This is a genomic window from Polycladidibacter hongkongensis, from assembly GCF_001561995.1.
Lineage (GTDB): Bacteria > Pseudomonadota > Alphaproteobacteria > Rhizobiales > Stappiaceae > Pseudovibrio > Pseudovibrio hongkongensis.
Window position 1 is genome coordinate 274644 of sequence record NZ_LLWC01000036.1, and the last position, 18731, is coordinate 293374.

Genomic DNA, 18731 nt, shown 5'->3' on the forward strand with positions numbered 1-18731 from the left:
TTCGCGCTTGACCACACCTGTAAAACTACCGAGTGTGGCGCCTAAAGTTCATTTTACATATTTAGGAAAGCAATGGCGCAGACAAGAGCTAAGCAACAAGCAAAGTTTACGGCAGGCTCCACCATGCGCCATGTGCTGGTGATGACCGCATCGGGCTCGATCGGGCTGGTCTCGGTGTTCCTCGTGGATTTTGCCAATCTCTTTTACATATCGCAGTTGGGCATCGCCGAGTTGGCCGCGGCGATCGGGTATGCGGGCAGTATTCTTGCATTTTCAACGGCAATTGGCATCGGGCTTTCCATCGCCGCCAGTGCGCGGGTCTCACGCCATTTGGGCGCTGGGGAGACAGCAGCGGCGCGGCGTCTTGCGGGCGTATCGCTCATCAGCTCAGGTCTCAGTGCCCTGGTTGTTGTGGTGCTGCTGTTCCCGTGGTTAGAGGACATTTGCGGACTGCAGGGGGCAAGCGGTGTTACCAAGGCCTATGCCACAGGCTTTTTGCAGATCGTTTTCCCTTCCATGCCGCTGCTCTGCATGGGGATGACCTGTTCGGCGTTGCTTCGGGCCGTCGGTGATGCCAAGCGGGCAATGACCCTGACCCTGTTCGCGGGGATTGCAACGGCGCTGCTGGACCCGCTGTTGATCTTTGGGTTTGATATGGGGCTAACCGGGGCTGCGATTGCTTCTGTTGTGTCACGGGCTATCATGCTAGGGCTGGGGCTTTACGCGCTCCTGCATAAGCATGATTTGATTGGAAAACCAGAGCTTGGCGCAGCGCGCGCGGATTTGGCTGCGCTGTTACATATTGCTGTTCCGGCATTGCTGACAAATGTGGCAACACCTGTTGGCAACGCCTGGGTGACTGCGCAAATCGCCGATTATGGGGACAGTGCGGTCGCAGCGTGGGCAATAATCGGGCGTGTGACACCGCTGGCATTCGGCGCGCTGTTTGCCCTATCGGGCTCTATCGGACCTATCCTCGGGCAGAACCTTGGTGCGCGCCTGTTTGATCGGCTCCATATGGTCATGCGCGATGCCCTAATATTTATTCTGGTTTACTCCTTGGTGGCATGGGGCGTTTTATTTTTGCTACGTGATGTGCTGGCGCAAGGTTTTGGTGCGCAAGGCGAGACCTACACACTGTTGGTGTTCTTCTGCCAATACCTGGCTGCCAGCTTTGTTTTCAACGCAGCTTTGTTTGTTTCCAACGCCGCCTTTAACAACCTCGGCTACCCGTTTTACTCCACTGTGTTTAACTGGGGCCGGGCAACACTTGGCACAGTGCCGTTCACCTATGCGGGGGCGGCGCTGGCCGGCGCAAAGGGTGTTCTTATCGGACAGGCTTTGGGCGGTGTGATGTTCGGGCTGGCTGCGCTATATGTGTGCTTCCGCTCACTTGCCGCGTTGCCTGAGCGATTTGCGCAACAAAGTGGCAATGACGAAAACGGGGGCGAGCCATTACCACCATTGCAACAGGGAGAAGTGGCCGCCCTCACATCCGGCAAGGGTGGCAGCGCCGCTTAAGTTTAGGACCGGCGTTGCGGGGGGAAGGATAGGGCTAGCAATCTTTCCATGTTGTGGCTATGAAAGGGAAAAGCCATGCGCATTATGGAAGCAATAGAATGAACAGATTCAGCAATCCATCCCTCCCTCAAGAGGCTGAGGTCCTCTATCTTGACGGAGATTTTCAGGTCGAAACACCTGGTGACTTTGTCCGCTGTGCGGTGACTGGCCAGCCAATTTCGCTGGAAGAGCTTAAGTACTGGAGCGTGTCGCGGCAAGAAGCCTACTTTGATGCACATGTGGCCCTAAAGCGCTATCAAGAGTGCGGGGAACAACCATAGCCCAAGGCCTCGCGGCCCGCGCCGGGAGGGGTGTGCGCAATAAAAACCAAGGGGCAAGCAAAGCCCCTTTTTTTATTGCCGCCGAGAGGTTTTGGCAGCAATCAAATCCTGAAGCGCGCATGTGTCAGCAAGCTGCAACTTGACTTCCAAGACCTCTGTTTTCGTGGCGAGCACCTGCAGGCTCGGCTCACTTGAACTCTTCAAGCGCACAAAATCCTTAGATGTGGTGACAGGCAAGAGATCTTTGCGCTCAGCTTCTTTCAGTAAAGCAGTCGCCTGCTCTGCGGTGAAACTGTGGTGATCGGGGAAAGAACAGGTTTTCTCAAGCTGCGCGCCAATCCTCTCTAGGCTTTCAAAGAACTTCTGTGGGCGGCCGATACCGGAAAACGCGAGAACGCGCTCCTTGTTGAAGGTCTCGCTGTGCTGGGGCGCCAAGCGGGCTGCAAGAGCCGGGATTTTCAACCTCTCTGCGGCGCTACGTAGCGGCTTGCTCGCTTCCCCCTCGCCGATAATGACAAGCGCATCTGCAAGCGGGAGCTGTGCGCTAAGCGGTGTACGTAGCGGCCCTGCGGGCAGGCAAAGTCCATTGCCTATGCCAACCGCAGCGTCGACAACGACCAAAGACAGGTCCTTATAAAGGCTCGGGTTTTGAAAACCATCATCCATGATTAGGATTGTTGCGCCAAGCTTCTGGGCAAGCTTGGCACCTTCAACACGATCGGCACTAACTATCGTTTGTCCCTTTCGTGCCAAAACCAGTGCTTCATCCCCCACATCAAGCGCAGTATGGTGTGGGCATTGCACATGCACAGGGCCCTTCAGTGCGCCGCCATACCCGCGCAGTAGAAAAGCCGGAGTGTGTCCTTGCGTCAACAAAAGCTCATGCAGGGCAAGTGCTGTCGGGGTCTTGCCTGCCCCCCCAACTGTAAAATTTCCGACACATATTACAGGGATTTGCGCTTGATAACGCGGCGCTAGACTTTGTCTCTTCGCCGTGAGGGCACCATACAGCGCACCGGCAGGTGAAAGGGCACGGGCTGCAAGACTTGGGGGCGATTGCCACCAGAACTCAGGGGGTTTTATCGGCATTGCCGCCCCCATTTGTCGTCGTTTCATGGCAGTGACTGTTGATTAGCGGTAACAAAGCGGCCTGCGTGCGCGCCAGAGCGCCGCGCCCGCTTCGAGCGATTTCACCAGCGGCGGTGGCCATCTGCCCCACCTTTTCATCTGAGGTAAACAGCGCTTTCAGATGGGATACAAGCTCTTGCTCGTCCGCAACGATCTCTGCACCACCCGCGCCGACAAACTGAGCAAAAATACGCTGAAAATTATCTGTGTAAGGACCAGATAGAACAGCGCAATCCAGCTGTGCGGGCTCCAAAATATTGTGGCCACCAATTGGCATCAGCGAGCCTCCCAGAAAAACGATCGGGGCGAGCGCATAGAACAAGCCAAGCTCGCCTAGCGTATCGGCAAGATAAACATCGCAGGCGGCTTCAGGCTGTTGCTCCAGCGAGCGGCGCATGCACTGTAAACCGGCTTCTTTGATCATCGCAGCGATTTTCTCGCCGCGTTCGGGATGGCGTGGCACAAGAATTGTTAGGAGGTTCGGATGCGCCTGCTTGAGTGCCTTATGCGCGGCAATGACAACCTCTTCCTCGCCAGGGTGCGTGCTTGCGGCCAACCAGAGCGGGCGTTTGGCTGTTACTTGCGTCAGCTGGAGCAAATCGTTTTGATCAGCTTCCAAAACGGCACCATCGAATTTTATATTGCCAGAGACCACAGTCAGCTGGGCACCAAGCCGCGCAAAGCGTTCCGCATCTTCAGGTGTTTGCGCGACAACCAAATGCGCGGCGGCGAAGGTGGACTTAGCCATATTGCCAATCCGAGACCAGTTGGCAAAGGAGCGCGGCGACATGCGGCCATTGACAATTGCAAGTGGGATGCCACGCTGCTTCAGCTCGCTGAAAGTGGCGGGCCAGATTTCTGATTCCACGGTGATGGCCACTTGTGGCTGCCAGTGATCCAGAAAGGGCTGCAAGGCAGGGGCAATATCGTAGGGCACAAATTGATGAATGACACCATCAAGCTTGGCGCGTTGAAAATAGCTGTAGGAGGTGAGTGTTCCGGTGGTCAGCAGCACATTTACATCTTGGGCAACGAGAGATTTGATAAGCGGAAGAACCGCATTCGTCTCACCCACACTTGCCGCGTGCACCCAAACAAGTGGACCATCCGGGCGCCCATGCTGCGGTTTGCCAAAGCGTTCGTGCTTTCGTGCCGGATCCTCCTTTCCTCGTTTCACCCTGCGTGCGTATAGCAATTGCAAGGGGCTTCCCAGCAAATGCCCCAAGGCACGATAGGTTTTCAAGAGCTTTGAATAGGCTGGCATCAGGCCTCGCCGGTGTTCTGGCCTTTACGGCGCTTGGCAATGTCATAGGCCCGCTCAGTGGTCAGGTTGAGACTATCCTCAAGCTGAAAGCGCAGTGCTTCCAGTTCTTCGTCGCTTGCCTGCGAGGGCACAAAAATCGGCTCACCCATTGTCACACCGATGTGGCTAAAGGGTAGGTTGAGGCTTGCCTTGTCCCAACTACTAAAATCATAGTGCCTGCTAGATGCAATGGCCATGGGGATAATTGGGCGGCCAGAGTGGCGCGCCAGCTGGACTATACCCATGCCGGCCTTGCGCGCGGGTCCTTTTGGTACGTCTGCTGTCATGGCAATGACAGAGCCGGAACGCAAACAGCGCAGGGCTTCGATAAACCCTTTAAGTCCGCCCCGCTTTTTGATTTGGTGCGCCTGTTGTGCACCGGATGCGCGAATGGTGCCGATGCCCAAGCGCTCAGCAGCCACAGCGTTGATTTGACCATCAGCGCTGCGGGATATCATTACCGATACAGGTACTGTATCGGGACGGGCAAAAGGCGTGAGAAAATGCTGCCCATGCCACATAGCTGCAATAAATGGCAAATGCGGTTCCATTTGCTCCAGCCGTGCGGATGGGTCGATTTCGAAGGTGCTTGTTTTGCGCACCAGCAGAAGGTAGTAGGCCATCAAATGGCCAAGTGCCTTCAAAAATCGCGGATCTCGACCCAACTTCTTAAGCATTCGCATCCTCGGTTTCACGCAGCGTGCTGTACAAAGCGCACGGGCGTTTACGCGTTGTCTTGTTGTGGGTCCAAAAGGCGGTGCATGTGCACAATGAAGTAGCGCATATGAGCGTTATCGACAGTGGCCTGCGCCTTGGACTTCCATACCTTGTGTGCTTCCTCATAGCTTGGATAAATGCCAACAATATCAAGCTTATCCAGATCACGGAATGACACGGTGGAGATATCGTCCAACTCTCCGCCAAATACAAGGTGTAGCAACTGCTTGCTCTCGGTGCTCATTTTTTCCTCCTCGAACCATGGTTCATGTCAAAATTCTCCACATAATCGCCGCGGCTAGGTCAATCTTCGCAGAAAATACTCTGCAGCCTTTTAAAGAGTTTGCGCGAAGATGCTACCAGCTCGGGGTGTTTTACTGTGGTTTTGTTGTAGAGAAGCTCATTACCACGGGCATCGGCAAGCCGTCCCCCCGATTCATGTAGCAATAAGTCTACTGCGGCCACGTCCCAATCGGAGGCTCTGGCCCGGGCCATCGCCGCATCCAGACGGCCATCTGCAACCATGGCGAAACGGTACGCGAGCGAGCGAATGCGCGGCGCGAATTTGAGATTGGCAATCCGGGCAGCGCGGGATTGCAACAATCGATCCGGGCCACAAACAACGGCATGTTCCGCAAATTGCGCTTCAGAAACCGTAATCGGGCGATCATTGCGATAAGCCCCATCGCCAATGCTGGCCAAGAACATTTCATCGCGGACGGGGCAATAGATGGCACCAGCGTAGGGGCGCCCGTCTTCAACCAAGCCAATAGAGACGCACCATTCTGATTGCACATTCAAGAATGCCTGCGTGCCATCAATTGGATCCACGATAAACACCCGGCGCTTTTGCAAGCGCTTCAGATCGTCCTCGGTCTCTTCGGAAAGCCAACCGTAATCCGGCCTTGCTTCCAAAAGGGTTTTGGCAAGGTACTTATCAACTTCCAGATCCGCTTCGCTTACAGGCGAGTTGCCCGCCTTGGTCCAGCTTTGCGGATTGTTTCCAAAGTAGCTTTTTGCGATCGCCCCGGCTTCTCTGGCCGCGTTCTCAATGAGGGCAAGATCGGCTTGCCGCTCAGTTTTATTAGGCACCGGCAATGGTCATTCCTTCAACGGCAACAGTGGGTGCTGCAACTGCGTAGCGATCATCCAGATCGCTGGCAGGCGTGAGTTGCATAAACATGTCTTTCATATTGCCCGCAATGGTGATTTCGCTGACAGGGTAAACAGCTTCACCATTCTCCACCCAGAAACCTGAGGCGCCGCGCGAATAATCTCCTGTGATTCCATTTGCGCCATGGCCGATAAGGCTGGTCACAAGCAGGCCATCACCGATCTGGCGGAACAGCTCTTCAGGGCTGATGTCGCCCGCTTGCAGGGTCAGGTTGGTGATAGAGGGGCTGGTTGAGGAACCTGTATGGCGGGCACGGCCATTTGGCTGCAAACCAAGCTCACGTGCGCTGGCGCTATCCAGCAACCACGAAGTGAGCCGGCCATCTTCTATGAGGCGCAGGGTTTGGGCTGCAGTACCTTCGCCATCAAACGGGGTGGTTGCTGCTGAGCGTGGCTTGTGCGGATCATCAATAATTTGGATATGCTTGCCGAAGACCTGTTCGCCCATGCGTTCTTTCAGGAAGGATGTGCCGCGGGCAATCGCAGTGCCGGAGATTGCACCGGCGAAATGGCCAAGCAACGAGCCGGCCATGCGGGGCTCATAGTAGATTGGCGCTTTGCAGGTCTCGATCTTGCGGGGGTTTAGGCGGGCCACTGCCCGCTTGCCAGCATTGGTGCCAATGGTGTGTGCGCTTGCCAGTTCATCGACATAGGTTCGCGAATCAAAGTCGTAGTCACGCTCCATCTGGGTGCCTTCACCGGCAATAGCTGTGGCAGATACGCCGCTGCGCGAGCGCTCATACGAGCCCAAGAACCCGTGAGAAGTGGCGAGCACCAGACCACCAAGCCCCCAGCTGGCACCGGCGCCGCCGGATTTGGTAACGCCAGCAACCTCTAGCGCTGCGGCTTCCGCTTCCAGAGCTTTGTCGCGCAGCTCATCGGCGCTTAAAGCGCGAGGGTCACACAGATCAAGCTGCGGGATATGTTTAAGCAGGCGGTTCTCATCTGCAAGACCGGCATATGGATCTTCCGGGGTGACTTTGGCCATCTCTACTGCACGGGCGGCCAGTTCATCCAGATTGCTGTCAGAATTGGTGGAAACGCTTGCCACCCGCTGGCCAACAAACACCCGCAGGGAAACCGCGTTGCTCTCGGAGCGCTCAGAGCCTTCCACTTTGCCATCGCGCACATTCACGCCTAGCGAGGAACCCGTGACAGCAACAGCATCGGCAGCCGTGGCTCCAGCCTTTTGGGCAGCTTCAACTAGCCGCAGGGCGCGGGTTTCCAACTGACTGCGATCCAACTGCTGATCCATGACGGCCTCTTGAGCTTTTAAAAACAATAATGGTGTGTTTAGGGCTGTTCGTGCGCCGGAGCAAGGCACTCCTTGGCACTACGAACAGGCCAAGACGCTATGATCAAAGCATCGCGGTGGTTTGGAGAGACCAATCTGCCAGCAAACCAAGGAAAAGCGCGGCTCCGAAGCGACTGTTCGATTTGAACAAGGCCAAACATTGTGCGCCATCGGCAATGCTTAAGGTTTTAATCTGCCAGAGCAATTGGCCGCCGCCAAGAGCAAGACCGAGATAGCCCAGCAGACCAACATCACACAGAGCGTAGGCTGCGGCGAACAGCGCCATGGCTGTACTATAAAGCACTATCAAGGCGAGCTTAGTTTTTTCGCCAAATAGCAGGGCTGTTGACTTAACCCCAACCAGCGCATCATCCTCTTTATCTTGGTGGGCATAGATTGTGTCATAGCCAATGGTCCACAATACGCCGCCTGCATAAACCAGCACTGGCGGCCACGACAGCGCACCGTAAATCACCGCCCAGCCTATAAGCGCGCCCCAAGAAAAGGCAAGACCAAGCACCAATTGTGGCCAGTGGGTGATGCGCTTCATGAAGGGATAGGCCGCGACCACGCCCAACGATGCCAAACCAAGTACAATAGAAAAGCTGTTTAGCTGCAGCAGAACAAAAAGCCCGACCAGCGCTTGTAGGATCAGGAAGATTTTGGCCTGTCCCTTTGTCACCTGACCTGCGGGAATTGGCCGAGAGGCTGTTCGCGCCACTTTTGCATCGATGTCCGTATCGACAATATCATTGTAGGTGCAGCCTGCCCCGCGCATTACCACCGCTCCGATGAAGAATAACACGGCGTACCCCAGCCCGGTGTAACTCGCCTCGCTGGTAATCATGGCGAGCATGAGCGACCAGAGACATGGCCAAAGCAACAACCACCAGCCTATTGGGCGTTCCCAACGAGCAAGGCGGGCGTAAGGGCGCAGTCCAGCAGGTAAATGGGTGTCTACCCAGTGGTTTTTAATTGCGTCGGCCACAGGGCCGGTATCTTTGGCGTTAAACATGAAGGAGTTGCAGTGCTTTGATTGTTAGATACGCAGGAATTGCCTATTCATAGCGCCGCGCCGGCCTGATGTATAGCAAAGAGTATTGCTAGAACGTGCCTTCCGGCTCAGGCAGATCACTGAACCAGACAGGGTTTTCTCTTAAATGTCCATCTTGCAACAAGGCTTCAATTTCCAACCGCCCGAGCGTTCCTCTGTGCGAATGCGAATAGAGTGGCCCCAGCAAAGCAACTGGCACCATGAGGCGCATACAAGCGCTGTTAGACAGGGTTTCCAACATTAGCTCATAGAGTTTAGACAGCAGGGGCCAAGGGGGCTCGGGCAAAGCATCCGCCGCTCGCTGGCCAACGCACTCCTGGTGGTTTGGTTCTGTTGGCGCGCAATAGTCCAGCCCGCCAAGGATACATGCCTGTAATGTGGCAATACGCCCACCCGCTTGCCAATCAAACGAAAAGGCGATGAGCAGCACACCGGCTACCTCGCCATTTACGCGGATTATCCAACCTTTGCCCAACGAGGCATCAACAAGAAAAAATTGGAGCGCCTCATAACGTTTGTCGCTATATTGCGCATGCTGCGGCTTTGCTTGCCAGAAAACTTCTAGAAACGCCTGCCGACTAAACGGTGTGACTTCCTCTACTGCGATTTTCAAAGGTCCACGCGGACTGGGGGACATACGTTTTCTCCTTTACAAACCGTTTACCTGCCGGATGAGCCGTGCTAGAGCCTTGCGGCGAGCGATGGTGCCTATTTTTTGCCGCTGCACGCGGTAGGCGCCTCCCTACCCTCTTGGTGTTGACGGAGTTTTCATGAACGTTCTTCTGATTGGCTCTGGTGGTCGCGAGCATGCGCTTGCCTATGGCTTGGCGAAGTCCCCCAGCTTGAACAAATTGTTTGTAGCGCCGGGCAATGCAGGCAGCCAGCAGCTTGGCACCCCTGTGGAACTAGACGTTCTGGACCACAAGGCTGTGATTGAGTTTTGCGAAGAAAACAGCATCAAATTGGTGATCGTTGGGCCCGAAGCGCCTTTGGTGGACGGGATTTGCGACAGTTTGCGCGCCGCTGACATACTGGCTTTTGGGCCCTCAAAACTGGCGGCACGGCTGGAAGGCTCCAAGCGCTACACCAAGGATTTGTGTATGCGCATGGGTATCCCAACCGCTGCCTACGCCAGCTTTGACAATGCCAGCGACGCCAAGGCCTATGTGGCACAGCAACCTATGCCCATTGTTATCAAGGCCGATGGCCTTGCCGCTGGTAAGGGCGTGGTCATTGCAAGCGACCAGAGCGAGGCGATGATCGCAATTGATGATTGCTTCGACGGCGCTTTTGGCGCAGCTGGCGCTGAAGTGGTGATTGAAGAGTTTATGCAAGGGGAAGAGGCCAGCTTTTTTGTACTCACAGATGGCCAAAACATTCTACCGCTGGCTACTGCGCAAGATCACAAGCGCGCGTTTGACGGCGATAGCGGGCCCAATACTGGCGGCATGGGGGCATATTCGCCCGCGCCTGTTATGACATCTGAACTCATCAACGAAACGATCGAGAAGATCATCAAGCCGACTGTGGCGGGCATGCGCGAAGAGGGCAACCCGTTTTCCGGCGTGCTCTATGCCGGGCTGATGCTGACAGCTGAGGGGCCAAAGCTGATTGAATACAATGCGCGCTTTGGCGATCCAGAGTGCCAAGTATTGATGATGCGTTTGGAAAGTGATTTACTGCCGCTGCTCAGTGCAACAGCTGAAGGCACGTTGTCGGATATGGATGCCAAGTGGAGTGACGATGTTGCACTCACGGTTGTGATGGCGGCAAACGGCTATCCCGGCGCCTATGAAAAAGGCAGCGTGATTGGTGGGCTGGACGCGGCGCAGGCAGACGAGAACACCTATGTTTTCCATGCGGGAACTACTGCAAAAGACGGAAAGATCCTTGCAGCGGGCGGACGGGTGCTCAATGTTACGGCCCGGGGCGCTTGTGTTCGCGACGCGCAAGAGCGAGCTTATGCGGCTGTAGACCGGATTGATTGGCCAGAAGGGTTTTGCCGTCGTGACATCGGCTGGCGCGCGGTAAAACGCGAAGAGGCTTAGGCAGCCTTGCCAAGGTACGCAAGTTAATCAAGGGAGGCGCGTGTCTCCCTTTTTTTGTTGGGTCCATTTTGGGCGGGGGCCATTTGTCGGGCGACCTCATGCAGTACTGATGGATTTGAGACCTATTGCTTATGCCTTGGTCGTAGGTGCTGTTTTACACTGGATATGGATGGGCAAAGCTGTATTTTGCTCCATCTATTAAGGATAGTCGTTGATTACCAGCTATATGGAATCGCAAAATGGTGATGCAGATACTGCAAGGCGGTTTGCAGCATACTGGCGGCACGCCTCCAAAAATCGGATTGGCCCTAAGTGGTGGCGGCGCGCGCGGGCTGGCGCATATCCACGTTTTTGAGGCGCTGGATGATTTGGATATAAAACCGGCGGCAATTGCGGGCTCTTCCATCGGCGCTCTATTGGGGGCCGGTTATGCCGCGGGCATGAGCGGTGAAAGCCTGCGGCGTTATGTGTTAGACACGTTTGCTGATCGATACAAAACACTGGGCCGACTATGGAAGCTGCGCCCACGAAGCTTCTCTGAACTGCGCGACTTTTCGATAACACAGTTCGACACCTTCAAAGTGCTTGATCTTTATGCATCACACCTGCTGCCTGAAAGCTTTGAAGCGCTGGAAATTCCTTTCACTGCCGTTGCCGCAGATTATTACAGCGCGGAGGAGATCCGCCTATCTTCCGGTGCATTAATCCCGGCCATTGCGGGGAGTATTGCAATTCCCTTTGTATTTCAGCCTGTACAAATGGGGGAACGTGTGTTGATTGATGGCGGAGCGGTGAATCCGATGCCGTTTGATGCCCTGCCAGAGGACATGGACTATATCATTGCCGTGGATGTGGTTGGCATGCCAACGCGGGATAAGGACAAATCGTTGCCGGGAGCGCTGGACTGTGCCTCCGGGGGCATGCAAGTGCTTATGCAGACCATTGCCCGCGAAAAGCAGCGGGACCGCGCGCCTGATTTTATCCTCAAGCCCGACATTGGAGCCTTCCAAGTGCTCGATTTTATGAAGGCGGATCAAATACTGGAAGCAAGCGGAGCTATCCGGGATCAAACCCGTGCGGCACTCCGCCAATTGCTGAGCCCTGCGTAAGCTGCCAAACCTATGAAATTACAGGGCGAACAACTGCATTTTTTGTGAAGCGAGACCTTTATTGACAGACCGAATTTCCCGAGATTTGGAGATCGCACCTGCAAACCTTGACCGGTTGCCGGAAGAAGAAGCGATTGCCATAGCCCTGAACGGCGAAAGCTACGGCATACTGATGGCGAGCCCGCAAGACCTTGAGGACTTAGCCCTAGGCTTTTGTATAGGCGAGGGAATCCTATCCAACGGGAAACACGTTCAGGCAATTCAGAGCCGCAAGGTTGATAGGCTAGGTTTTGTCGTAGATCTGCGCATTTCTGAGGAGCTAGCGGTGCAGGCGATGGAACGGCGACGCCAGCAAGTGGGCAGTGCAGCATGTGGGCTGTGCGGCAGTGACAGCTTGGTACAGGCGCGACGCTCGTTTGATCAAATACCCCAGAAGCCACTGCCAAGAGCATCTGACATCTGGCGTGTTTTTGATGAGCTCAACAGTTGGCAGAGACGCAGCGGAAATGTTGGCGGACGCCATGCAGCAGCGGCTTTTTTATCCGATGCTACTGTTGTTATGCGCGAAGATATTGGCCGACATAACGCGCTGGATAAAGTGCTGGGGGCCGCCCAAAGATTAACCCGCCAACCGGAATTTGCGCTAACAACGAGCCGATGTAGCTCCGATCTTGTGCAAAAGTGTGCAAGTAACAAAGTTGGTACGCTGGTTATTAATGCAACGCCAAGTAAACTTGCTGTAGAACTGGCGCAAACAAGTGGATTAAACCTAATCTCTTGTCAGCGTGGCAAAAGCCTCGTCTGTTATGCTGGGCCTCAGCCTGAAATCGTGTAGACTGTTTTAATGTTCGCTGCGGATACTATTTGTTCTTTTTAAGGAAAGCTCATGCCAAACAAGCCGCCATTTAAGCCATCATCCGCTGCTGCTGGAGGCTGGGGGGCTTTAAAAGCCTCTGGCGAGAGCCTTTTGAAAAATACGGGCCTCGTCAAGGGTGTAAAGACGATGCTCAAGGCAAACAAGCCTGACGGTTTTGACTGTCCAGGTTGCGCTTGGGGCGATCCAGAGCACGGCTCCAGTTTCGAGTTTTGTGAAAATGGTGTAAAAGCTGTTACTTGGGAAGCTACCAAAGACGTAGTGCCTGCAAGCTTGTTCGAGCGCCACTCTATGGATGACTTGCGCAAGCTGTCTGACCGAGAGCTGGAAAGCATGGGGCGACTGACCAAGCCGCTGCGCTATTCGCATAAGGTTGGCCTTTATGAAGAGGTGAGTTGGGATGCGGCGTTTGCCGAGATTGCTGGCGAACTTAATGCGCTGCCCAGCGCAGATAATGCCGCATTCTACACTTCCGGGCGGGCGAGCAACGAGGCGGCGTTTCTTTATCAGCTCATGGGCCGCCTTTATGGCACCAACAACTTTCCCGATTGCTCAAATATGTGCCACGAGGCCAGTGGTGTAGCGCTGAGTGCTGCGATTGGCGTTGGTAAAGGCACTGTTACCCTTGATGACTTCGATAAGGCAGAGGTCATTTTTGTACTGGGGCAAAACCCCGGCTCGAACCATCCGCGTATGCTTGCAGAGCTCAAGAAAGCGATCAAACGCGGCGCAAAAGTTATTACGCTAAATCCGCTGAAAGAGCGCGGGCTTGAGCGCTTTACCGACCCGAAGAATTCCAGCGAAATGCTGCTGGGTTTGTCTACTCCAATCAGCTCCCACTATCTCAATGTGAAGCTGGGCGGGGATATGGCGGTTATGCGCGGTATCGCGAAGGCATTGCTTACTTGGGACTATGAGAATGTATTGTCCGGCACCGTGTTACGCCAGTTTATTGACGAGCACTGCGAAAACTTTCAGTCCTATGAAAGCGCAGTAGAACGCAGCACATGGAAAGAGATTGAAGACCAAAGCGGGTTGTCTCAGCGCAAAATTGAAGAGATAGCCCGGATCTATGCACAATCCAATCGGGTGATTTTCTGTTGGGCTATGGGCATTACCCAACACGAGCACTCTGTTGATACTATTAGAGAAATCACCAATGTCGCTTTGCTGCGCGGCAATGTTGGCAAGGCTGGCGCCGGACTATGCCCTGTACGTGGCCACTCTAACGTGCAAGGCGACCGGACGATGGGCATTAACGAGCGCCCCTCCCCTGCCTTTTTGCGCACATTGGGTAGCGTTTTTGATTTTTCCCCGCCTCGCAAGCAGGGGATCAATACGGTCGAGACCATTGCTTCTATGCTGGCGGGCAATGTCAAAGCGCTGGTTTGCCTTGGAGGCAACTTTGCACGGGCCACGCCTGATACCGAGCAAGTGGAAGAAGCACTTGGCAAATTGCGCCTTACCGTGAATATCGCCACCAAGCTCAACCGATCGCATCTCATTACTGGTGAAAAGGCATTTATTCTGCCTTGCCTTGGTCGTACGGAATTTGATGAGCAATTGGGTGGGCGACAGTTGGTGAGTGTGGAGGATTCCATGTCGATGGTGCATGGGTCCGCCGGGATCAACCAACCCATTTCCAAGGAGCTACGAAGCGAACCTGCGATAATTGCAGGAATTGCCAAGCATCTTGTAGGCTCCGATAAGGTTAATTGGGATGGGTTGATTGGCGATTATGACGAGATCCGGAAGCTGATCGAAAAAGTGGTTCCCGGCTTTCACGAGTTTAACGCAAGGCTGCGCCAGAACCGCGGCTTCTACCTTGGGAACGCGGCACGGGAACGCGAATGGGTCACGCCAAACAAACGGGCGAATTTCTCCTACGCAAGCCTGCCGCTACAAACGGTGGTGCAACGCTGCGACAAAGCAGAGGTGCCGACATTTACCTTGCAAACGCTGCGCTCTCACGATCAGTATAACACCACTGTTTACTCCGATAATGACAGGTATCGCGGCATCAAGGGCAATCGGCGCGTGTTGTTTATTTGCGAGGCGGACTTGCGCAAGGCCGGTTTTAAAAACGGGGCGCGGGTGGACATCATGACGGTAAGCGAGGACAAGCGGCAGCGGGTGGCCTATGACTTTACTTTGGTCGCCTATGATAGTCCGCAGGGGTGCTTGGCGGCCTATTATCCAGAAACGAATGTTTTGGTGCCATTGTACTCGGTGGGAGTGGAATCACACACGCCAACCTCCAAAGCAATACCTGTAACCTTGCGCCGTACGGTGGCGTAGCGCGGATGAAAGAAGCCGATCTCTTCGCCGAGCAAGCCGCTTGGCTGCGTCATCAACTGCCGCAGGTGCAAGAGGACGACTTGCCGCTGCTGACGCTGGTTTCGCTCGGCTGGGAGGGAACAACGCTGGCGTTTGCGCAACAGATTGATTGTCCACATGCTTTGGCGCTGCGCAGCGCGCATCACCTTGCCGCCCTTGATCTTATTGTTGCGCAAGAAGATGTCGGCCGCTCGGGGCGGCTCGCCATTACTATGGGTGAACGTCTGCGCTTATTGCTTGAGGGAGCAGAAGACAGCTAGAGCGGCTGGTTGGCAAATGCATCGAGTAACGCGCGGTAGGGGCTCATATCAAGGCCTTTGTCGGCGACCCACGCGTCATCGTAAAGCGTATCCAGATATCGCTCACCACTGTCGCAAATCAGCGTGACTATCGAGCCTTGCTGGCCCGCAGAGCGCATTTCCTCTGCCAGTGCCAGTGCGCCAAATACATTCGTGCCTGTTGAGCCCCCGCATTTACGCCAGAGGACACTTTCCAGCCATCGGATCGTGGCAAGGCTGGCGGCATCCGGCACATGCATCATGCGGTCTATGACGCCGGGAATAAACGAGGCTTCCACCTGAGGGCGGCCAATTCCTTCGATTAGAGAAGGTTGCTTGCAAGTCAGCTCTTTGTTGCCGGTGTTGAAGTATTCATGGAACACAGAGTTATCCGGATCGACTACGCAAAGGCGCGTTGCGGCGTATTCTTCAGCTTTGTAACGGATGAAGCGGCCGATCGTTGCAGATGTACCTCCCGTTCCGGCACTCATGACAACCCAACGGGGAACCGGAAAGCGCTCGTTTTTCATCTGGCCAAAGAGCGAGTTGGCGATGTTGTTGTTGCCGCGCCAATCTGTTGCCCGTTCGGCATAGGTAAACTGGTTCATATAGTGGCCGCCGGTTTTTCCGGCGATTTGCTGCGCGGTCTCGTAAATCTGCATGGGCTCGACGAGGCGCACCTCCCCGCCAAGTTGCTCGATCGCCTCGATTTTGCGCGGTGCGGTTGATTTTGGTGCAACTGCAATGAACGGCAAGCCAACAAGACGAGCAAAGTAGGCCTCCGAGATGGCAGTAGACCCGCTTGAGGCTTCGACAATTGGTGCGCCCTTGGTGATCCAGCCATTACAAATGCCATAGAGCATGAGAGAGCGCGCCAAGCGGTGCTTGAGCGACCCGGTGGGGTGTGTGCTCTCGTCTTTTAGGTAAAGGTCAATGCCCGCATCGGCGAGCGAGGGAATGGATAGTTTGATGAGGTGTGTATCTGCCGAACGGGTGAAGTCCGCTTCCAGTTTGGCGATTGTCTGCGCTGCCCAGTCGCGCTGTTTGGTGCTTTGACAAGCCTTGCCTTGGCATTGTTCCAGTATCATGTGCCGTGTCCCGAACCCTTAATCATCACGGGACACTAATAAAGGCGTGAGTGAAGTTCCTTGATCCAGATCTATCTGGCGCCTCTACGAAGCAGGAAAAACTCTCTCAACAGCTCGGCGCTTTCGTGCGCAGCAAAGCCTTCATACACTTCGGGCGCGTGATGACAGGTCGGACTATGGTAAAAGCGGGGTCCGCTTTCCACAGCGCCGCCTTTGGCATCAGCTGCGCCGTAGTAAAGTCGGCGGATGCGGGCAAAGGAAATGGCCGCCGCGCACATAGCACAGGGTTCTAGTGTCACGTAGAGATCGCAGTCTTGCAAGCGCTGCGAGCCGAGCTTTGCTCCTGCCATGCGGATTGCCACCACTTCGGCATGTGCGGTCGGGTCATTTTGTTCCAACGTGCGATTGCCAGCGGCAGCGATGATCTCACCGTCTTGCACTATGACGCAGCCAATGGGCACCTCGCCGCGCGCTGCCGCGGCATGGGCCTCCTCAAGAGCTCGTTCCATAAAGGTTTTTTCAAGATTGCTGCGGTTCGTCATGGCGACAAGCTAGCGGCTTTACATAGGATTGTCATCGTTGGAGCTACCTTGGGCTAAGAGTTCCCCATCTGTTGATGGAAAAACGTGCTGAAACCGCGCTAAAAGATTGCGTAATTATGCAGCTCTGCTATTACCGCAATTTACAGCTCACAATTCCTAAAGTGAATCCTCTTAGGCTAAGGGGTGCCAGCGGGCCACGACATGCTCGCGCGCGCCGCACTGATGCGAAGGCACAGGGCCTTTTGAGTAACAAGCCAGGCCAGACCCAATGACAGATAATCGAAAAGGCGCCGGTGCAAAACCAGGCGCGCGTGGTGGCAAACCAAGCCGAGACGATCGCCCCGCCTTCAAAAACGCTCCCAAGCGCAGCGCCAAGAAAAAAGCAGCGAAGCCAGAGCCAATCCAGCAAATGAGCGGCGAGCGCATCGCCAAAGCAATGGCACGTGCTGGGCTTTGTTCCCGGCGCGAGGCTGAAAGCTGGATTGAGGCAGGCCGTGTTTCTGTCAACGGCGAGGTACTGACCACACCTGCGTTTACAGTGACTGACCGCGACAATGTGATTGTTGATGGTGCGCCGCTGCCTAAGCGCGAGCGCACACGCCTATGGCTGTTTCACAAATCCAAGGGTTGCGTCACCACCACCAAAGATCCCGAGGGGCGCACAACCGTGTTTGACGCTCTGCCAAAGGAAATGCCACGGGTCGTCAGCATTGGCCGGCTTGATTATAACACCGAGGGGCTTTTGCTCTTCACCAATGATGGCGGATTATCGCGGGTAATTGAGTTGCCTGCAACGGGCTGGTTGCGCCGGTACCGCGTGCGCGCCTATGGCAAGGTCACCCAAGAGCAGCTGAATGCGCTTGCCGATGGCGTGGCGATTGACGGTGTCCTTTATGGTGCTATCGAAGCAACGCTGGATAGCGAGCGCGGCGACAATGTATGGCTAACAATTGGTCTGCGCGAGGGCAAAAACCGTGAGGTGAAGAAGATCACCGAACATCTGGGCTTGTCGGTCAACCGCTTGATCCGCATCTCCTTCGGCCCGTTCCAGCTTGGTGATCTGGGTGAAGGGGAAGTGCGCGAAATTCGTGGCCGCGTGCTACGTGACCAGCTGGGCGAGAAGCTGGTTGCCGAAGCCGATCTTGATTTTGATGCGCCAATTATCCACCAAATGCCTTCCGAACAACCTGCCCAAAAGAAAAAAGAGCGTAAGAGCTCTGGCGGTAGCGGCGGTGGCTGGTTGAGCGCCAAAGAGGCCTCAGCGTTGATACGCGGTGACAAGAAGACGAAAACCGGCGCACATGAGCGCAAGCGTGAAGTTGGCAGCGACACAGAACGCGGACAGCGCCAGCGCACAGACAATAGCGAGGAGCGCCGCAGCGCGGCTCCTTCCCGCTATGGCAAAAATGAGCGGGGCGGCAGCACTGGGCGCGGTGAAGGGCGCAGCTTTGGCGGCGAGCGCAAGCAATTCGGCGGTGAAGGGCGTAAATTTGGCAAGGATCGCGATGGTGATGGCGAACGCAGGCCAGATCGCGCGCGCGAGGACCGACGCGAAGATCGCCGTAACGAGCCGCGTAGTCAGCGCCCAGATCGACGCGATGATCGCCGTCAAGAAGGCCGCAGTGAAGGCCGCGAAGAGCGCCGCAGCTTTGGCGGACGTGATCAGGGGCGTGACGATCGCCCTCGCCGTTTCGATGACAAGAAGAAGCCGCTGCGCGTACGCCGTGAAGATGGCAGTGTCGAGCTTTACTACCCCAAAGAAGAAGCCCCGCGCGAGAAGAAGATCTCCGCGCCTTGGGAGCCGGAGAAACGTCGCTTTGGCACCCGCGTCATGCGCGACAACTTTGGCAAGAGCTCGCGTAAGTCCGGCAGTAAATCTGGCGGTACGACAGGCGGCAAGCGCCCTGCTGGCAGAGGCAAGCCGGGCAACAAGGGAGACTAGCCA

Annotated in this window: 18 protein-coding genes; 8 read left to right on the plus strand and 10 right to left on the minus strand. The window is 55.4% G+C overall.

Annotation, left to right across the window (positions count from 1 at the left end; translation table 11 throughout):
- Positions 1-72 precede the first annotated feature (72 nt).
- Positions 73-1521, plus strand: coding sequence for an MATE family efflux transporter (locus AYK82_RS16440; RefSeq protein WP_244265783.1), 1449 nt, complete (start codon positions 73-75; stop codon positions 1519-1521).
- A gap of 98 nt (positions 1522-1619) precedes the next feature.
- Positions 1620-1841 (plus strand): DUF2093 domain-containing protein, encoded by a 222-nt coding sequence (locus tag AYK82_RS16445; protein ID WP_068318596.1) that lies wholly within the window; start codon positions 1620-1622, stop codon positions 1839-1841.
- 72 nt (positions 1842-1913) lie between these two features.
- Here AYK82_RS16445 and lpxK read toward each other — a convergent pair whose 3' ends face one another.
- The 8 genes from lpxK to AYK82_RS16485 all read right to left on the minus strand — a co-directional run bounded on the left by lpxK (position 1914) and on the right by AYK82_RS16485 (position 9147).
- Positions 1914-2930, minus strand: a complete 1017-nt coding sequence (gene lpxK / locus AYK82_RS16450; protein ID WP_244265784.1) for a tetraacyldisaccharide 4'-kinase — start codon at positions 2928-2930, stop codon at positions 1914-1916.
- The gene (locus tag AYK82_RS16455; protein WP_082733998.1) at positions 2911-4233 is read right to left on the minus strand and encodes a 3-deoxy-D-manno-octulosonic acid transferase; all 1323 of its coding nucleotides are present in this window, start codon (positions 4231-4233) and stop codon (positions 2911-2913) included. The genes lpxK and AYK82_RS16455 overlap by 20 nt, the downstream gene beginning before the upstream one ends.
- Positions 4233-4949, minus strand: coding sequence for a lysophospholipid acyltransferase family protein (locus AYK82_RS16460; protein ID WP_068318599.1), 717 nt, complete (start codon positions 4947-4949; stop codon positions 4233-4235). Before AYK82_RS16460 ends, AYK82_RS16455 begins: the two co-directional genes overlap by 1 nt.
- Positions 4950-4996: 47 nt before the next feature.
- The gene (locus AYK82_RS16465; protein ID WP_068318600.1) at positions 4997-5233 is read right to left on the minus strand and encodes a DUF4170 domain-containing protein; all 237 of its coding nucleotides are present in this window, start codon (positions 5231-5233) and stop codon (positions 4997-4999) included.
- A gap of 59 nt (positions 5234-5292) precedes the next feature.
- The gene (locus AYK82_RS16470) at positions 5293-6081 is read right to left on the minus strand and encodes a 3'(2'),5'-bisphosphate nucleotidase CysQ (RefSeq protein WP_172795267.1); all 789 of its coding nucleotides are present in this window, start codon (positions 6079-6081) and stop codon (positions 5293-5295) included.
- Positions 6074-7417, minus strand: coding sequence for a TldD/PmbA family protein (locus AYK82_RS16475; protein ID WP_068318602.1), 1344 nt, complete (start codon positions 7415-7417; stop codon positions 6074-6076). The genes AYK82_RS16470 and AYK82_RS16475 overlap by 8 nt, the downstream gene beginning before the upstream one ends.
- Positions 7418-7520: 103 nt before the next feature.
- Positions 7521-8471 (minus strand): 4-hydroxybenzoate octaprenyltransferase, encoded by a 951-nt coding sequence (gene ubiA / locus AYK82_RS16480; RefSeq protein WP_068318603.1) that lies wholly within the window; start codon positions 8469-8471, stop codon positions 7521-7523.
- A gap of 88 nt (positions 8472-8559) precedes the next feature.
- Positions 8560-9147: a hypothetical protein gene (locus tag AYK82_RS16485; RefSeq protein ID WP_068318605.1), complete on the minus strand. Its 588-nt coding sequence runs from the start codon at positions 9145-9147 to the stop codon at positions 8560-8562.
- A 133-nt stretch (positions 9148-9280) separates the two neighbouring features.
- On the opposite strand from AYK82_RS16485, the gene purD reads away from it, so the two are divergent.
- From purD to AYK82_RS16510, 5 genes are all read left to right on the plus strand, one after another.
- Positions 9281-10558, plus strand: coding sequence for a phosphoribosylamine--glycine ligase (purD, locus tag AYK82_RS16490; protein WP_068318606.1), 1278 nt, complete (start codon positions 9281-9283; stop codon positions 10556-10558).
- A gap of 239 nt (positions 10559-10797) precedes the next feature.
- On the plus strand, positions 10798-11667 hold the full coding sequence (locus AYK82_RS16495; RefSeq protein ID WP_208976526.1) for a patatin-like phospholipase family protein: 870 nt from the start codon (positions 10798-10800) through the stop codon (positions 11665-11667).
- Between the two features lie 61 nt (positions 11668-11728).
- A complete protein-coding gene (gene fdhD, locus AYK82_RS16500; RefSeq protein WP_172795268.1) occupies positions 11729-12502 on the plus strand; it encodes a formate dehydrogenase accessory sulfurtransferase FdhD in 774 nt (257 codons plus the stop codon).
- 51 nt (positions 12503-12553) lie between these two features.
- A complete protein-coding gene (locus tag AYK82_RS16505) occupies positions 12554-14839 on the plus strand; it encodes an FdhF/YdeP family oxidoreductase (RefSeq protein WP_068318608.1) in 2286 nt (761 codons plus the stop codon).
- A gap of 5 nt (positions 14840-14844) precedes the next feature.
- A complete protein-coding gene (locus AYK82_RS16510) occupies positions 14845-15138 on the plus strand; it encodes a hypothetical protein (RefSeq protein ID WP_068318610.1) in 294 nt (97 codons plus the stop codon).
- Here the strand turns inward: AYK82_RS16510 and AYK82_RS16515 are convergent.
- Both AYK82_RS16515 and AYK82_RS16520 read right to left on the minus strand, forming a co-directional pair.
- Complete coding sequence (locus AYK82_RS16515) at positions 15135-16244, minus strand: PLP-dependent cysteine synthase family protein (RefSeq protein ID WP_082734000.1); 1110 nt, start codon at positions 16242-16244, stop codon at positions 15135-15137. The two genes, AYK82_RS16510 and AYK82_RS16515, sit on opposite strands and share 4 nt — an antisense overlap.
- Before the next feature lie 71 nt (positions 16245-16315).
- On the minus strand, positions 16316-16786 hold the full coding sequence (locus AYK82_RS16520) for a nucleoside deaminase (protein ID WP_068318613.1): 471 nt from the start codon (positions 16784-16786) through the stop codon (positions 16316-16318).
- 268 nt (positions 16787-17054) lie between these two features.
- Here AYK82_RS16520 and AYK82_RS17850 point away from each other — a divergent pair, with 268 nt between their 5' ends.
- Complete coding sequence (locus AYK82_RS17850; RefSeq protein ID WP_082734001.1) at positions 17055-18728, plus strand: pseudouridine synthase; 1674 nt, start codon at positions 17055-17057, stop codon at positions 18726-18728.
- Positions 18729-18731 lie beyond the last annotated feature (3 nt).

Bases quoted from the DNA above. Each gene is read 5' to 3' on its own strand.
- AYK82_RS16440 (WP_244265783.1), top strand. From the start codon at position 73: ATGGCGCAGACAAGAGCTAAGCAACAAGCAAAGTTTACGGCAGGCTCC.
- AYK82_RS16445 (WP_068318596.1), top strand. From the start codon at position 1,620: ATGAACAGATTCAGCAATCCATCCCTCCCTCAAGAGGCTGAGGTCCTC.
- lpxK (WP_244265784.1), bottom strand. From the start codon at position 2,930: ATGCCGATAAAACCCCCTGAGTTCTGGTGGCAATCGCCCCCAAGTCTT.
- AYK82_RS16455 (WP_082733998.1), bottom strand. From the start codon at position 4,233: ATGCCAGCCTATTCAAAGCTCTTGAAAACCTATCGTGCCTTGGGGCAT.
- AYK82_RS16460 (WP_068318599.1), bottom strand. From the start codon at position 4,949: ATGCTTAAGAAGTTGGGTCGAGATCCGCGATTTTTGAAGGCACTTGGC.
- AYK82_RS16465 (WP_068318600.1), bottom strand. From the start codon at position 5,233: ATGAGCACCGAGAGCAAGCAGTTGCTACACCTTGTATTTGGCGGAGAG.
- AYK82_RS16475 (WP_068318602.1), bottom strand. From the start codon at position 7,417: ATGGATCAGCAGTTGGATCGCAGTCAGTTGGAAACCCGCGCCCTGCGG.
- ubiA (WP_068318603.1), bottom strand. From the start codon at position 8,471: ATGTTTAACGCCAAAGATACCGGCCCTGTGGCCGACGCAATTAAAAAC.
- AYK82_RS16485 (WP_068318605.1), bottom strand. From the start codon at position 9,147: ATGTCCCCCAGTCCGCGTGGACCTTTGAAAATCGCAGTAGAGGAAGTC.
- purD (WP_068318606.1), top strand. From the start codon at position 9,281: ATGAACGTTCTTCTGATTGGCTCTGGTGGTCGCGAGCATGCGCTTGCC.
- AYK82_RS16495 (WP_208976526.1), top strand. From the start codon at position 10,798: ATGGTGATGCAGATACTGCAAGGCGGTTTGCAGCATACTGGCGGCACG.
- AYK82_RS16505 (WP_068318608.1), top strand. From the start codon at position 12,554: ATGCCAAACAAGCCGCCATTTAAGCCATCATCCGCTGCTGCTGGAGGC.
- AYK82_RS16510 (WP_068318610.1), top strand. From the start codon at position 14,845: ATGAAAGAAGCCGATCTCTTCGCCGAGCAAGCCGCTTGGCTGCGTCAT.
- AYK82_RS16515 (WP_082734000.1), bottom strand. From the start codon at position 16,244: ATGATACTGGAACAATGCCAAGGCAAGGCTTGTCAAAGCACCAAACAG.
- AYK82_RS16520 (WP_068318613.1), bottom strand. From the start codon at position 16,786: ATGACGAACCGCAGCAATCTTGAAAAAACCTTTATGGAACGAGCTCTT.
- AYK82_RS17850 (WP_082734001.1), top strand. From the start codon at position 17,055: ATGACAGATAATCGAAAAGGCGCCGGTGCAAAACCAGGCGCGCGTGGT.